12 protein-coding genes and 2 pseudogenes are annotated in these 14,504 nt (G+C 61.2%); 5 read left to right on the top strand and 9 right to left on the bottom strand.

Features of this window, described 5'->3' with window-relative positions; translation table 11 throughout:
- Positions 1 to 328: 328 nt before the first annotated feature.
- From BFN67_RS22775 to BFN67_RS22790, 4 genes are all read right to left on the bottom strand, one after another.
- Positions 329 to 742, bottom strand: coding sequence for a c-type cytochrome (locus BFN67_RS22775; protein WP_080921740.1), 414 nt, complete (start codon positions 740 to 742; stop codon positions 329 to 331).
- A 54-nt stretch (positions 743 to 796) separates the two neighbouring features.
- Positions 797 to 2,290 carry a multicopper oxidase family protein gene (locus BFN67_RS22780; RefSeq protein WP_080921741.1) on the bottom strand — a complete coding sequence of 498 codons (1,494 nt, stop codon included), beginning with the start codon at positions 2,288 to 2,290 and terminating at the stop codon, positions 797 to 799.
- Positions 2,291 to 2,359: 69 nt separating this feature from the next.
- Positions 2,360 to 2,719 carry a hypothetical protein gene (locus BFN67_RS22785; RefSeq protein WP_080921742.1) on the bottom strand — a complete coding sequence of 120 codons (360 nt, stop codon included), beginning with the start codon at positions 2,717 to 2,719 and terminating at the stop codon, positions 2,360 to 2,362.
- A 180-nt stretch (positions 2,720 to 2,899) separates the two neighbouring features.
- Positions 2,900 to 3,097, bottom strand: a complete 198-nt coding sequence (locus BFN67_RS22790) for a heavy-metal-associated domain-containing protein (RefSeq protein ID WP_080921790.1) — start codon at positions 3,095 to 3,097, stop codon at positions 2,900 to 2,902.
- Positions 3,098 to 3,254: 157 nt separating this feature from the next.
- Between BFN67_RS22790 and BFN67_RS22795 the strand changes: the two genes are divergently transcribed.
- Both BFN67_RS22795 and cueR read left to right on the top strand, forming a co-directional pair.
- Positions 3,255 to 5,819, top strand: coding sequence for a heavy metal translocating P-type ATPase (locus tag BFN67_RS22795; RefSeq protein WP_080921743.1), 2,565 nt, complete (start codon positions 3,255 to 3,257; stop codon positions 5,817 to 5,819).
- The gene (gene cueR / locus BFN67_RS22800; protein WP_080921744.1) at positions 5,816 to 6,247 is read left to right on the top strand and encodes a Cu(I)-responsive transcriptional regulator; all 432 of its coding nucleotides are present in this window, start codon (positions 5,816 to 5,818) and stop codon (positions 6,245 to 6,247) included. The genes BFN67_RS22795 and cueR overlap by 4 nt, the downstream gene beginning before the upstream one ends.
- A 417-nt stretch (positions 6,248 to 6,664) precedes the next feature.
- Here cueR and BFN67_RS22805 read toward each other — a convergent pair.
- Positions 6,665 to 6,883 (bottom strand): annotated as a pseudogene (locus BFN67_RS22805) (SMC-Scp complex subunit ScpB); the annotation flags it as partial.
- Between the two features lie 160 nt (positions 6,884 to 7,043).
- Between BFN67_RS22805 and BFN67_RS25005 the strand changes: the two are divergent.
- From BFN67_RS25005 to BFN67_RS22815, 3 genes and pseudogenes are all read left to right on the top strand, one after another.
- Positions 7,044 to 7,173 (top strand): annotated as a pseudogene (locus BFN67_RS25005) (P-type conjugative transfer ATPase TrbB); the annotation flags it as partial.
- 267 nt (positions 7,174 to 7,440) lie between these two features.
- Entirely contained in the window at positions 7,441 to 8,094 is a 654-nt protein-coding gene (locus tag BFN67_RS22810; RefSeq protein ID WP_080921745.1) for a N5-glutamine methyltransferase family protein, read from the top strand.
- On the top strand, positions 8,091 to 9,206 hold the full coding sequence (locus BFN67_RS22815) for a hypothetical protein (RefSeq protein ID WP_080921746.1): 1,116 nt from the start codon (positions 8,091 to 8,093) through the stop codon (positions 9,204 to 9,206). Before BFN67_RS22810 ends, BFN67_RS22815 begins: the two co-directional genes overlap by 4 nt.
- Positions 9,207 to 9,231: 25 nt before the next feature.
- Here BFN67_RS22815 and nadE read toward each other — a convergent pair whose 3' ends face one another.
- Genes nadE through asnB form a run of 4 tightly spaced genes read right to left on the bottom strand, consistent with a single transcriptional unit; the run spans position 9,232 to position 14,039 of the window.
- Entirely contained in the window at positions 9,232 to 10,242 is a 1,011-nt protein-coding gene (nadE, locus tag BFN67_RS22820; protein WP_080921747.1) for an NAD(+) synthase, read from the bottom strand.
- Positions 10,239 to 11,792: a class I adenylate-forming enzyme family protein gene (locus BFN67_RS22825; RefSeq protein WP_080921748.1), complete on the bottom strand. Its 1,554-nt coding sequence runs from the start codon at positions 11,790 to 11,792 to the stop codon at positions 10,239 to 10,241. Before BFN67_RS22825 ends, nadE begins: the two co-directional genes overlap by 4 nt.
- Before the next feature lie 22 nt (positions 11,793 to 11,814).
- Positions 11,815 to 12,078: an acyl carrier protein gene (locus BFN67_RS22830; protein WP_080921749.1), complete on the bottom strand. Its 264-nt coding sequence runs from the start codon at positions 12,076 to 12,078 to the stop codon at positions 11,815 to 11,817.
- 23 nt (positions 12,079 to 12,101) lie between these two features.
- Positions 12,102 to 14,039 (bottom strand): asparagine synthase (glutamine-hydrolyzing), encoded by a 1,938-nt coding sequence (gene asnB / locus BFN67_RS22835; RefSeq protein ID WP_080921750.1) that lies wholly within the window; start codon positions 14,037 to 14,039, stop codon positions 12,102 to 12,104.
- Positions 14,040 to 14,504: the final 465 nt, after the last annotated feature.

The raw sequence follows: 14,504 nt of genomic DNA on the forward strand, positions 1-14,504 counted from the left end.
GCGGCAGGCCCAAATGTTTTGTCGATCAATGGTCCCTGGGCCCGCCCGCGGCTGCTGCGAGCGGTGCGCGCGCGCAATCAAGGTCAGATTCGTGACGTGACACCGTCTCATCCTGATCGCCGCGCTATAGCGCACAACGCTCAAGCCCACTACTCTTGGTATAAGGTCTGCCTGCAGTAACCGGCTTCGGCGCAGCTTTGGGTCCCTGACAAAAAATACATAGCTTTTAGCGAGCCCTTCCGGGAAGGAAGATTTGAAACTTAGCTAGCTGGCGGGGCCACGGGTCGAATGTCAGACCCACCACCAAGTAGCGGCCGTAGCCGCTTTCTCAGTTGATGCCGTTCGCGCGCTGCAATTCGCGAATATAGGTGGTGATCGCCTCGATCGACGTGTCGCTGACGCCCTCTACCGGCGCCATATTGCCAAATCGCCAGTGATGGGCACGCACTCCTTGGCGTACAGCAAGCGTGAAGGCCATATCACTATGGTGGCTCGGCTCGTAGATCTTATGGATCAATGGCGGCGCCAGCCCGTCCCGACCCGAACCGTTCGGTCCATGACAGCTAGCACAGTTGGCGTCAAACGCGGTCTTGCCCTGTTCGGCCATCGGTGGAAGCGATAACGGCACTGCGACCCGAACGATGCGCTCGCCGGTGCCAGTACTGCCCTGCCGATTCTGTGTCCACCAGATGGCAGCGCCGGCAAGCGCCACGGCTACCACGGTAACGAGTACTTTGTTCATGTTCAATCCTGCGGGATTAGCGGCCTCCCGCCCATGGCGGGAGGCCCTTCGAAATCAGGCGGTAACCACGAACTCGGTCATCATCCCGGTCGATAGATGTGGCATGTGATGACAATGCAGCATCCAGCGCGCCGCCTCACCCGCATCCACCGCGATCGTGGCCATGGTCATAGGTGGAATATAGAGGGTGTCTCGCATCGCTCCGCCCATCCTGCGTCCACCGATCTCCACCACCTGGAAATGATGGCCATGCAGATGCATTGGATGTCCCATCATCGACATGTTGTGAAAGCGGATCTCAACACGGTCCCCGCTGCGCACCGTAATCGGCAGATGTTCACCCCAGGTCTTCCCGTCGATCGTCCAGACATAGGGCTGCATCTGCCCGCCAAGCATAACGTCGATTGGACGGATGGCGCCGCGATCGGCAAGACCGGTCACTGCACGCAAGCGAGATTCCTGTTCCATCCCGATGTCGAACGCGGGCGCGTCGGCTTCGGCAAGGGAATCGATACGGCGGACCTGCGCGCCGGGCGTCGCAAGAATCAGTCCCGTCCGTTCACGAGCCCCTTCACGAAGGGCCAGGACGGGCCAGGCACCGGTGTCAGGCAATTCGAGCTCCAGATCCAAACGTTGCCCCATCGAAAGGCCGAAGCGATTGCCAGGTATGGGCTCGATCGGCTGACCATCTACAGCGACGAGCCGGCCCGGCAGATCGCCGCTATCGATCCAGAAGCTCGTCGCAGCGGCCCCATTGATAACCCGCAGCAACACCCGTCCATTCGCTTCGACGGGAACCGTATCCGGATCGTCCAGGGTGCGGTCATTGGCCAGATATGCGTCGAAATCGAAGTCGTTCAAATCCATCTGCATGGTATCCATGCCACTCATCCCGGCCATATCGTGCCCGCCCTGGCCCGCGCCCGGCATCTGCGCCATCGGCATGGAACCGTGGCTGCCATGATCCATGCCGGACATGGCATCGGTTTCGCCCATATCCCCGTGCCCTGCGCCAGACACGATCTCGGCAAGCACCTCCTCAGCCGGGCGGAAGCTGAAATCATGCAGGAACATCACCACCTCCTGCCGGTCGGCAGCGATCTCTTCAGGACGGCGGACAATCAGGGGTGCCGCCAGCATCTGCATTTCCTGAATAGGAATGTGGCTGTGCATCCAGTGCGTGCCTGCCGAAGGTGCGAAGTCATAGCTGCGAACTTCGCCCGGCTTTAAAGCGGCCAGTGGCGCGTCGGGTACACCATCCTGCACGTTGGGCGGGATCTGGCCGTGCCAGTGAATGATCGTCTCGACGTCCAGATCGTTGGTCAGATCGACCGTAAAGCGCTGGCCCGGATCGAGCATGATGCCGGACCGTCCATCCGGGCCCATCAGCCCCAATACGGACGCGGCCCGTCCGCCAATATCGAGTGTGCGGCGGCCGGCAGTTAACTGGATGGGGGCTGCCGTTTGTGCGAATGCGAACTGCGGAATATGCGCGTACGCTAGCGTTGCTGCACCTGCGGCAAGAAAGCCGCGTCGTGAGAAATTCATGATTGTCTCCTCGGAACATCGCGTCCCGTTCATTAGATCTAAGGTTGTCGCGGGCCAAAGCCCACGCGATCAGAGGAGACGAAACTTGGGAGGGCGGCGATTGACGCCTGGATCATGGCCCAATATTGCCGGTATTACAGCAGGGCCATAATCCGTCCCAGCGTAGAAGACACTGGCACCAGCGCGTTCAGGGATGACAAAGTTGAGTAGCCCAGTGCAGACAGCTGCACACATGGCGGCGGTCTCCGGTGCGCATTCCTGCTTCATCTCGCAGGACTGCGCATCGTATTCGGCAACTATGGCGGTCACGTGATACATCTGGGCGCCATCAGCCGTGCTGGAATTCATACGCACCATGTGGCCCGCGCTCGCCGTCGAGACGACAGCGAACGCAAACACAACAAATAGTGCCAAGAAGCGTCCAATCATTCCGCACATATCACACTGTTACACTCGGCGTTCAAGCAGTCGAACCACCAAGGTGCCGAAAATCATTGCTACAAACACGAAGAAAATTCGGCGCTATCAAGAGTTTGATGAGGAAGGCCGCACTCGACCCTATCATGTCGGACGTGGCGCCGCATTGCGGCGGGTCGCTGACCGACATCGTCAACGGTGCGGAATAGCTGGATATCCTGCTTTTGCGAGCGCGGCCTCAATGGCCTCACGAGACTGCTCCGACAGGACCACTATCTTCCTGTTCGATAGGTCAGGGGTGACCTTGGCGACGGGATCGACGGATTGAATCGCCTTGGTGACGCTGCGGACACAACCACCGCAGGACATGTTCTGGATATCAAATTGCATGAGAATCTCCTGTTCATCGCTCACGCCCTTTCAGATAGGGCTTCCCATCGTTGGAAGGTCAAGTCCCAATGCCGAAAAATTATCACTATTGACCTTCCAACGATGGGAAGCCCTATCTTGCGCCACGAGTGCCACAATTCGTACGCAAGGAGCCTCGATGAACGCCGCGCTTAAAGATCATGCAGTTTCATTTGAACCAGTAGCACTTCGCATTGAGGGCATGAGTTGCGCCTCATGTGTGGGTCGCATCGAGAATGCGCTGAAGGCCGTGCCGGGTGTCGCGGACGCCAGCGTTAACTTGGCAACAGAGATGGCCAAGATTTCTTTCGCTGCTCCCGTCGAGCACGGCGCCCTCGTGTCCGCGGTCGAGGATGCGGGGTATTCGGTCCCTGTAACCCAGACCGAGTTCATTATCGAGGGCATGACGTGCGCGTCATGCGTGGGACGCGTTGAAAGCGCGCTCAAAGCGGTCCCAGGCGTCACGCAAGCCACAGTCAACCTCGCCACGGAGCGCGCGAGTCTGCAGGGCAATGCCACCGCCGCCGATCTTATAAAGGCGGTCGAAAGGGCGGGTTATACCGCACGAGTGGTCGATCGCGATTCACAGCAACAGGACGAAGACGCCGCCCGTAAGGATCGCGAGCAGACGGAGTTGCGGCGCGCCGTCCTTACTGCGGCGGTGCTGACACTGCCGGTCTTCGTATTGGAGATGGGCTCGCATCTCATCCCCGGCATTCACGATCTCATCATGCGCACGATCGGCATGCAGTGGAACTGGTACTTTCAGTTTGCGCTTACCACGGCCGTGCTTTTCGGCCCCGGCATCCGTTTCTACAAAAAAGGCTTTCCCGCATTGGGGAGATTTGCGCCCGACATGAATTCGCTCGTGGCGGTTGGCACCATTGCGGCCTACGCATATTCCATGGTCGCCACCTTTATGCCTTCGCTGCTGCCTGCGGGCACGATCAACGTCTATTACGAGGCGGCTGCTGTAATCGTAACTCTCATCCTGCTCGGACGCTATCTGGAGGCACGCGCCAAAGGCCGCACATCGGAAGCCATCAAGCGGCTTGTCGGCCTGCAAGCCAGGACCGCCCGCGTGCGCCGCGACGGCAAGACGATGGAGATCGCCATCGGCGAGGTCGCGACGGGCGATGTGGTCGAGGTGCGCCCGGGAGAACGCGTGCCTGTGGACGGAGAGGTGACCGAAGGTGAAAGCTACATCGACGAATCCATGATTACCGGTGAGCCGATTCCGGTGGCCAAGGCGGCCGGTAGCGCTGTGGTCGGCGGAACGGTCAACCAGAAGGGCGCGCTCGCTTTCCGCGCCACTGCCGTCGGCGGTGCGACGGTGCTTTCCCAGATCATTCGCATGGTCGAGCAGGCACAGGGCTCCAAGCTTCCAATTCAGGCGATGGTGGACAAGGTAACCATGTGGTTCGTGCCAGCCGTGATCGTGGCGGCGCTGCTGACCTTCCTCGTCTGGCTGATCTTCGGGCCGGAGCCGGCGCTCACCTTCGCTCTGGTGAATGCCGTCGCCGTGCTCATCATCGCCTGCCCTTGCGCAATGGGGCTCGCCACCCCTACCTCGATCATGGTCGGCACGGGGCGCGGGGCCGAGATGGGCGTGCTTTTCCGCAAGGGTGAAGCCCTCCAACTCCTCAAGGACGCCAAGGTTGTTGCGGTCGACAAGACGGGCACGCTCACCGAGGGCAAACCGGCGCTCACCGATCTGGAGATCGCAGGCGGGTTCGAACGCAATGATGTGCTGGCGCGCATCGCGGCAGTGGAAGCCAAGTCCGAGCATCCGATCGCGCGTGCCATTGTCGAGGCGGCCGAAGCCGAAGGGCTTGCGCTGCCGGCGATCAGCGGTTTCGATTCGGTGACCGGCTTCGGCGTCAAGGCCGAGACGGGAGGCGTGTCCATCGAGATCGGTGCCGACCGCTACATGGAGAAACTCGGTCTTGACGTCTCTGCCTTCGCGGAAACTGCAGCACGCCTCGGTGACGAGGGGAAATCCCCCCTCTATGCCGCCATCGGTGGCAAGCTCGCAGCCGTGATTGCGGTGGCTGATCCGATCAAGGAGACGACGCCCGAGGCCATCAGGGCATTGCACGATCTAGGTCTCAAAGTGGCAATGATCACCGGCGATAACCGGCGCACGGCAGAAGCTATCGCCAGAAGGCTCGGTATCGACGAGGTGATAGCCGAAGTCTTGCCCGAGGGTAAGGTCGAGACGGTGAAGGCGCTCAAGGACGCGTATGGCAAGCTCGCCTTTGTCGGGGACGGTATCAATGACGCCCCGGCGCTCGCGGAGGCCGATGTGGGTATAGCCATCGGCACTGGCACCGATATCGCCATTGAGGCGGCCGATGTGGTGCTAATGTCAGGCAGCCTGAAAGGCGTGCCGAATGCCATCGCGCTTTCAAAGGGCACGATCCGAAACATCAAGCAGAACTTGTTCTGGGCCTTCGCCTACAACGCGGCGCTAATCCCGGTGGCTGCCGGGGTGCTCTATCCCGTGTCTGGCGTCCTGCTCTCACCTGTGCTGGCGGCGGGCGCGATGGCACTTTCGAGCATCTTCGTGCTCGGCAATGCGCTGCGCCTTAAGCGGTGGAAGCCGCCCATGGTGTCGGTGGTCAGCAAGGTGCCCCAATCTGGACGCCCGATAACATCGGATGCCTCAATCAATGTGCGCGAAATAGAAAGGAACGCGGCATGAATATCGGCGAAGCAGCGCGCGTGTCTGGCGTGAGTGCTAAGATGATACGCTACTACGAGCAGAATGGCCTCATCCCGCCGGCTGAGCGAACCGCGTCGGGCTATCGGGACTACTCCACCAATGACGTGCACATGCTTCGCTTTATCCGACGCGCGCGCGATCTCGGTTTTTCGGTCGCCGAGATTAACGAGCTTCTGGGATTGTGGCGCGACCGCAGTCGCCAGAGCGCCGACGTCAAGCGTATCGCACTGGCCCGTATCGGCGATCTACGCCGCAAGATCGAGGAAATGGAGCAAATGGCAGCGACACTGGAGCATCTGGCGACGTGCTGCTCGGGCGACAATCGACCCGATTGCCCCATCCTCGCCGATCTAGAAAATCCTGACGATGGCGATGAGCCGAAGCGGCCGCGTGGCGCGATCAACTAGCGACTGATGGAACAGGCGAAAAGGGTTCCACCGGGCAAAGGTCACCGCACTCCTCGGCGATGAGGTCCGGCACGCACTGATGTGCATCGTTGATTCTGATTTCGGTCGTTTTGGCTGATGCTCGTTGCCGATTTCGGCACGGCGGCGGCTTCGACGCTCTCGCGGTCATGCGGACGCGGTTCACCCCTTGACTCTGACATCTTATCGCCGTCGCGACTTGAAGCACTGGGAGCTACCGCAGACTTGCATAGCGATCAGCGTCTAGCCTAGCTAGGTGTGTCCCTTCCAAGGAATTGGCTGATGGATCGTCAACATTGGAATGACTGTCGCCCTCATCGTTGCCAAACGCCACCGGCTTTTCCTCGACAGAAAGCATCCTCCAGCGCCTCGATCTCCGGCAGATCACGCAGAGGCTGGCCGGCGATGGCGCTGCCAGCCATTCGCCGACAGACACGAGTTCATAGAGCCGGCAACGCAGCTCTTCCTGCAGGTCATCGGTCACAGGTCGATGCTGCAATTCTTACCCACCATCCGCGCCAGTGTTTCACGGCTGACCGGCTCGGCCGAGGCAAAGATCACCGCCTCGACCCACAGCGCCGGTGGCAAGTCCTCCAGTTCCCGATCAAAGAGGGGCATCTCCAGCGTTTGTTTGCCACACTTGTCCCTTGGTTCGCGATTCTTTGGCGACCTCCGGTTCACTCATTGTTATAGCTCGAAAATGCGAAAAGAAGTGCGACCGGACAGCTCGCGTACTGCACCAAACCTTCCAGCCCGTCGAACAGCGCCGTGAAGCGAAGCCCGTCTCAATATCATCGTCACGGACGGCACCGGTTCGGGCAGGACGACGCTGCCCAATGCCGCCATTGCCGAGATGGTCCGCAGTTTCGCCTGAACACCGACTTGTGATCCTCAAACAGGCACTTGAGCGGCTTTGAATTGAGCCGGCGGGATCTGCCCTCAATCCAAGCGGACTTTGCATGCATGATATGGCGGGGCCTCTGTATAGACGTTAATCAGCTTCACCTGTCGGGTTGCTCAGTGAAAAGAACCAACAGTTGGTGCGCTTTTGTTTACTTGGCGCTGATATTGATGATTGAATCCGACAAAACGAATAGGTTCGACAGGTGCCAGAAGAGCAGAGCTATTGTCCCGGCAAGGCAGATGATGGAGGCCCGCATTCAACTAGCAATTTCATGGGTGTCAGTCTCTTGTTGGCGCCTGATGTTCTTCTCCCGCGAAGCGAGACCGAGATGCTCGGCCGCCGCGCAATTGATATCCTCAGCGATATGGCCGGGGCGCCGGTTGTTATCGATATGTGCTGTGGTTCGGGCAATCTGGCGGTTGGTATCGCACATCACTGTCCAGCGGCCAGGATATGGGCCGCCGACCTTACCGACAGCACTGTCGCGCTCGCCCGAAGGAATGTCCTGCACAACTCGATGGCAGACAGGATTTCAGTCCGACAGGGCGATCTGTTTAGTGCCATCGCGCGCGACGATTTGCTCGGCAAGGTCGATATGGTGGTGTGCAATCCGCCCTATATTTCTTCGTCCCGCCTCGCGAACGAAAGCGCATATCTGCTGGACAACGAGCCGTCCGTGGCTTTTGACGGCGGCCCCTATGGAATTTCCATCTTGCAGCGGCTGGTCAGGGAAGCTGTCGACTATCTGAGGTCCGACGGCTGGCTCCTGTTTGAGTTCGGCGAGGGACAAGAGCGTTTGGTCGCGGCGCTGCTCGCACGGACAAAATCATATGACCCGCCGTCGTTCGCAGGAGCAAGCGGCAAGTCACGGGTGGCGGTCACCCGACGCAATGGACGCGCAACGGCTCCAGGAGCAGGCGGTTGAGCCGCGTTCGCACACTCGAAGCTGACGACGTCCCTGCCGTGGCAGCGATGTTCCAGCGGTTGCTGCGCAAGAAAGCGCCGCCGCCGCCCACCTCGCTGACCGACTACATACGCCGCTTGTACCTTGAAGCGCCGTTTTGCGGCGGCGGCGTCCACTCGCTCGTCCATGAGAATGGCGAAGGAAAAGTTTCCGGATTCATCGGCGTCCACGCCCTGCCGATGACCTTCAACGGACGCAAACTGCGCGCCGCGGTCTGCGGATCGCTGATGTCGGAGGATCGGGAAAGAGACCCCCTGGCTGGCGCGCGGCTGCTGAAGGCATTTCTGGACGGGCCCCAGGACCTGTCCTTCAGCGAGACCGCGAACGAGACATCCGCTCGGTTATGGACCCGCTCGCGCGGAACGGCTCTGACGCAGTACAGCCTGGACTGGGTGCGCGTCATCCGGCCTGTGAGCTTCGCGCTTGGCGTTGCCTCGCGCAGGATCAGGATCGCCAAGGTATTCGACCCGCTGGCAAGCGTTGTCGACAATATCTGGCGCAGGCATTTGGGCCCAGGGCGACTTTCCTGGTCCGCTTTGCCAACAAGCGGAACCGGGCAAAAGGCCGCGAACGTCCGAGAAATCGATAGCATCCAGTTCGCCGACCTGCTCGACCCGCTCACCAGCCAATACGCGCTCAGGCCGGATTGGAAGGAATGTCGGCTCGATTGGATTCTCGCGGACGCAATGGACAAACCCGATCTTGGCGATCTCGTTTTCTGTGCCGTTTCTTCGCCGACGGGGGTCCGGATCGGCGCCTTCGCCTATTATGCAAAACCGGGTGGGATCGGTTCGGTTCTCCAGATCGTCGCGGCACCCGGTCAGGCCGGCCATGTGATCGACTGCCTCGTCGACGATGCCGCGGCACGCGGCCTGGGCGGCTTGAGGGGGCGCGTTCAGCCGGCTCTGCTGGAGGCGATGCTCGGGCGCCGCATCGCTTTCGTGCACGCGGCCTCGACAGTCGTCCATTCCCGCGATGCTGACCTTCTACTGGCTACGACGGACTCGCAGGCCTTCCTGAACGGCATCGCAGGCGAACAATGGTGCCGACTGATTCGAGGGCGGTTCACCTGAACCCTTGACGACAGGCTCCCGGTAATCAGACCTCGATTTCTTCGACCTTCGAAACGAGGCGTGGGCCGATGTGCAGATAGCGCGTCGCCCTGCGCTTGGCGGCGATGTCGGCCCAGACGCGCTCGACCTGAGCGACGGTAAGCCCCGCCGCCTGCCCGATCATATCGGCCGCGATACCATTGTTGAGGCCATAGAGGCAGAGATCCATGCGGTCGTAAGGGAGCGAGAAGTAGAACTCCTCCTGCGTCTGCGGCAGCGAGTAGGTGTCTGTCGTCGGCGGCCGGCGCCGGATCTCTTCGGGAATGCCAAGACGAGCGGCGAGCGCATAGACCTGCGTCTTGTAGAGATGGGCGATCGGCTTGACGTCGGCGGCGCCGTCGCCATTCTTGACAAAGAAACCCTGATCGTATTCGAGCCGGTTTGGCGTGCCCACGACGGCGAAGTTGAGGCGGTCGGCGTGGTAATATTCGATCTGCTTGCGTGTGCGCTGCTTCATATTGGTGGCCGCAACGATGCCGAGATAGGCTGCTGGAGGCATGCGCAGCTTTTCCTGGCGCCCCTGCGGGTCCTGGACAACGAGCGACGAGATATTGTAGCCGCCGCCTTCCAGCGTGTTTGCGATGACGACCTTGGACGCCCATCCTGGCCCATAGGCCGGCACCAGTTCACGAATGAACGCGTCGCGGCGTTCGTAGCAACCCATGGCGCGCAAGGTCGGGCCGATGTCCTCCACCACCGCCTCGACGCCGAACGTGTCGGCGGCAAGGCGGCCAAGCCGTAGGCTTTCGGGATCGGAATCGTCTTCCGGCATGAAAATGCAGAACACGTTCCCACGACCGGCGGCGCGCACCGCCAGGCCGAGCGCCACGCTCGAATCGATTCCGCCCGAGAGCCCAAGTACGAGGCCTCGCTTGCGCATGTCGCGCAGTTGCTCGCGCAATCTGGTCGCGATGCGTTCGATTTCCGCGTCGGTGTCCAGAGCCAGGAGCGGCGACAGATCGCCGGCCCTCGTCTTTTGCGGCTGCCGTGAAGTCATCGTACCGCCTCCGCCAACGCAGCCGCCAGCCGGCGGCTGATCTTGCCTGTATCCGTCTTCGGCAGTTCCGTGCAGAATTCGACGGATTTTGGAATCATGAAATCCTCCAGATGGCGGGCGCAGTGCCGGATGACATCTTTCTCGCTCAGCGCCGGATCGGACCGCACGACGAAAGCGGCGACGGCTTGTCCGAGCACAGGATCGGGCAGACCGACGACCACGGCTTCGGCAACACCTGCATGGGTATAGAGCACTGCCTCCACCTCCTTCGGCGCCACCTTTTCGCCGCGTGTCTTGATGATGTCGTCCTTGCGGCCAACGAAATAGAGAAAGCCCTCCGCGTCGGCCCTGAACAGGTCGCCCGTGTAGAGCACCCTTTCCCCCGGGTTCAGGTTCGAGCCTGGGTGCGGTCGCAGGACACGCCGGGTCTCGGCGTCGTTGCGCCAGTACCCCTGCATCACATGCGGCCCGCGAATGACCAGTTCGCCAACGACGCCGGGCAGCGCCCGGTTACCATCCCCGTCAATCACGAAGGCCTCGGTGTTCGGAATGGCGATGCCGACCGAATCCGGACGCAGATCGAGTTGCTCCGGTGGCAGGTAGGTGCAGCGCTTGCATTCGGTGAGGCCATACATCGAATAGAGCCGGACGCCGGGAAACAGAGTACGCAGGCGTTCGATGTGGGCGACCGGCAATGCGGCGGCCGTATTGGTGACGTAGCGCAGGCCGCGCAGAAAGCCGGGCTCGAGATCGCGCATCTGCATGATCATCGCCGCCATCGTCGGCACCAGCGGCAAGCCGGTAACGCCTTCCTCGCGAACACGCTCGAAAATCGCCAGCGGAAAGGCGAAGGACTTTTCCAACACCAGCGTGGCGCCGAGCCGAACCGTCATCAGCAGTTGGTAGAGGCCGTAGTCGAAAGCCAGCGGCAGCACGTTGAGGATGACGTCGTCAGGCGTGTTTTCCAGATAGGTCGTGATCGAATCCGCCGCCGCGTCGCAGTTACGGTGCGTCATCATCACGCCCTTCGGCCGCCCGGTGGAGCCGGAGGTGTAGATCAGCATGGCAAGGTCCAGATCGATGCCGCCGTGATCAACCTTGCGGACTTCGCCGGCGAGGCATTTAGAAAAGGAAGCGGTATTTGGTGGACGGTGGCCATCCGGCCCGTCCGTGGATGCGATGAAGACCCCGCACTTGTCGCCCAGCGCAGCCGCGACCACCGGCATCAGCCTTGCCTGCGCAAGGATGGCCGCCGGCTCGCAGTCCGCGACGATGAAGGCGAGTTTGTCGGCCTTGGTCGAGGCGTTGATCGGACTGAAGACGGCCCCGGCCTTGAGGACCGCGAAGATCGACACCACCGCCTCCCAGCAATTGTCCATGAAGACCAGGACGCGATCGTTGCGCTTCACCCCGTTGCAGGCGAGCGCGGCGGCAAGGCGGTCGGACAGGTCGTCCAACTCCGCGTAGCTGAAGCGCCGGTGATCGGCGACCAGCGCCGTCTTGCCCGCTCGGACATCGGCACTGTTGGTCAAGAACCGCTCGATGCGCAATGCGTCCCCCCGCCGTTACCGCCTAGGCGGCGACGGCTTTTGCCTTTGACTGAATGAAGGCCGAGATGCGGGCGATCGAATCCAGGTTGGCGGGTACGATGTCGGCGTCGCCGACGGTGATGTCGAACCGCTCCTCGATGAAGACGACCAACTCCAGCACGGCTGTGGAGTCGATGATGCCGTTGTCGATCAGCGAGGCATCGTCCGCCGGCACACTGGCTGTATCGCCGAACAGGAAAGTCTCGACGATGAAATTCCGTACCTCGACGCTGATGGTTTCCCTCATAACCCTTCCTTTCTCGTCATGTCTCAAGCCGCCTTCTCGATCTGCTGGTCCTGCCCGGCAAAAGCCCGGTGCCAAAGCTGGGTCGACAGGATGCCGACGAAGGCGGCGTTGTCGCGAAAACCTGTCGTCGCACGGGCCCGGCATTTTTGATGAAGCTTCGCCACCGCCTCCCCATTGAATAGGCCGCCGGCCGCGATGCTTTTCTCCCCCAGGCAGTCGTTCACATAGTCCAGGTCGCCCGGCCCGGTGAAAGCCAAGCTGTCCGGGGCCTGGTATGGCTGCTTCGGCCGCTCCAGTATGGCGGGAGGGAGCAGGTCTTGGGCCGCTCTGCGCAGGATATGCTTCTCCGTCAGACCTTTCAGCTTCATTTCCGGGGGAAGCCGCGACGCGAACTCGACCACGCGATGATCGAGGAAGGGGAACCGACCTTCGATGCCGTGTGCCATCGCCATACGATCGCCCTGGCTGGACAGGATGTAGCCCGGCAAGAGAAACCGAGCCTCCAGATACTGGGCCTGGTGCAGTGGATGCCATGTGCGAAAAGTCGCCGGAAGCCGGCTCGCGAGATCGTCGGCCGCATCGTAGCCTTTCAGCTGTTCGCGCAGTTCGCGGGAGTAGAAGAGCTTCGCCCCGGCCGTCGCCTTGAAGCGCGGCCGATGCGAAAATAGCGGATCGTCCGCGAAGCCGTCGCCGACACCGAAGAAAGCTGCCAGAAACTCGACAGATTGCTGCCGCAGGTTGGGCAGGTAGGGATAGAGCTTGCGGAACAGGTGCGGCCGGATGCGGGACGCCGGCTGGCGCGCGCAGAAGCGGCGCACGCGCGCCTCCTTGAACAGGTCGTAGCCCGCGAATACCTCGTCGGCTCCTTCGCCGGTCAGCACCGCCTTGACGCCGGTCTCGCGGACGAGGCCGGACAGGTTATAGAGCGGGGCCGGGGCGGTGCGGATGATCGGCCGTTCGGTGAAGCGGATCACCTCGGGAAAGACGCACGCGATGTCGCCCTCGCGGCAGACGACGGTGCGATGGTCGCTGTGGAGGGCCGCTGCCATCTGGCGCTGGTAGGCGCTCTCGTCATGCTCGGGACTGTCGAAACTCACGGAGAACGTCTTGAGGCCCTCGGGCGCCATGCCGGCGGCGAGCGCCGAAACCAAGGAGGAATCGAGGCCGCCCGAAAGATAGGATCCAACCGGTACGTCGGCGCGCATGCGCAGCCTGACGGCGTCAGACAGCAAGGCCCGCAACTCCTCCGCGGCTTCGGCCTCCTGCTTGATATTTCCCGGGGCGTCACCAGGCGGATAGTCGAGCTGCCAGTAGTGTTTCAAGCCTGTCCTGCCGGGCTCGGCGATCATCACACTTGCCGGTTCCAGTTCATGAATACCGGCAAAGGCCGTTCGCGGCGCGATGGGCGCCCACAGCGTGAATATCTGGTCAAGCGCAATCGGATCCAGCGTGGCGGAAATGCCGGGCACCTTCAGCAGCGCCTTGATCTCCGAGGCGAAGTAAAGCGTACCGCCCTTGCTGGTGTAGAACAGCGGGCGGACTCCCATCCTGTCGCGGGCGAGCATCATGCGGTGGCGCCGTTCATCCCACAGGGCGAAGGCGAAGTCGCCGTTGAGGAGAGACAGACACGCGTCGCCCATCTCGTCGTAGAGGTGTAGAATGACTTCGGTGTCGCTCGAGGTGCGAAAACGTCGTCCCCTGGCACGCAGATCGTCGCGCAACTCGACATAGTTGAATATCTCGCCATTGAAGGCGATCGTCAGGTGCCCGGTTTCGTCGACCATTGGCTGCTGGCCGTCGCCGAGCCCGACGATGGAAAGCCGGGCGTGGGCCAGTCCCGCCTGCGTTGACACGAATCTGCCCTGCTCGTCCGGCCCGCGATGCACGATCTCGCCCACCATGCGCCGAAGCAGCGCATCCGCATCTCCTACCGATCCGAAATAGCCGGCAAACCCGCACACTCGTGTAAACCCCGCCCTTTTATGAACGAGCGTAGCATAGGGCCTAGATAGGAACATTGTGTTACCTGTCCGGGCTTTTCTTCCTATAGTAAATAAACTGTTCACAATGCTCACGACGATGCGATGCTGCCCGGGCGGCCACACTATCTCATGCCCAATCCTTCTGGGAGCACCGGCACGAAATCTTAGACTATTTCCCCTAACGGGCCGTCAGCGGGGGGCAGCATGCGTCAATCCAATCCATTGGCGAAGTCTGTACGAGCGAGGCCCGCAGAATGGATCAAGCGCTCGATCGGTTCCGGTCAGACCATCACATTTGTCACTGGAGCGGCATTCTCCATCCGGATTGCCAATACGGCGATTGCTTAACTCTCCTAGCTTGTCATAGCCCGCTGGATAGGAGTCTTCGAATAAGGTGCAAGCTTATGTCTGGACATGGATTCTCGTAATCGGCACCGTATCGGG

Origin of the sequence: Manganibacter manganicus, from assembly GCF_002075885.1 — a bacterium.
In the GTDB taxonomy this organism is placed as follows: Bacteria; Pseudomonadota; Alphaproteobacteria; order Rhizobiales; family Rhizobiaceae; genus Mesorhizobium; species Mesorhizobium manganicum.

Coding starts and splice junctions, on each gene's coding strand:
- BFN67_RS22810 (WP_080921745.1), top strand. CDS start 7,441: ATGGGTGTCAGTCTCTTGTTGGCGCCTGATGTTCTTCTCCCGCGAAGC.
- cueR (WP_080921744.1), top strand. CDS start 5,816: ATGAATATCGGCGAAGCAGCGCGCGTGTCTGGCGTGAGTGCTAAGATG.
- BFN67_RS22785 (WP_080921742.1), bottom strand. CDS start 2,719: ATGATTGGACGCTTCTTGGCACTATTTGTTGTGTTTGCGTTCGCTGTC.
- nadE (WP_080921747.1), bottom strand. CDS start 10,242: ATGACTTCACGGCAGCCGCAAAAGACGAGGGCCGGCGATCTGTCGCCG.
- BFN67_RS22780 (WP_080921741.1), bottom strand. CDS start 2,290: ATGAATTTCTCACGACGCGGCTTTCTTGCCGCAGGTGCAGCAACGCTA.
- BFN67_RS22830 (WP_080921749.1), bottom strand. CDS start 12,078: ATGAGGGAAACCATCAGCGTCGAGGTACGGAATTTCATCGTCGAGACT.
- BFN67_RS22775 (WP_080921740.1), bottom strand. CDS start 742: ATGAACAAAGTACTCGTTACCGTGGTAGCCGTGGCGCTTGCCGGCGCT.
- BFN67_RS22795 (WP_080921743.1), top strand. CDS start 3,255: ATGAACGCCGCGCTTAAAGATCATGCAGTTTCATTTGAACCAGTAGCA.
- BFN67_RS22790 (WP_080921790.1), bottom strand. CDS start 3,097: ATGCAATTTGATATCCAGAACATGTCCTGCGGTGGTTGTGTCCGCAGC.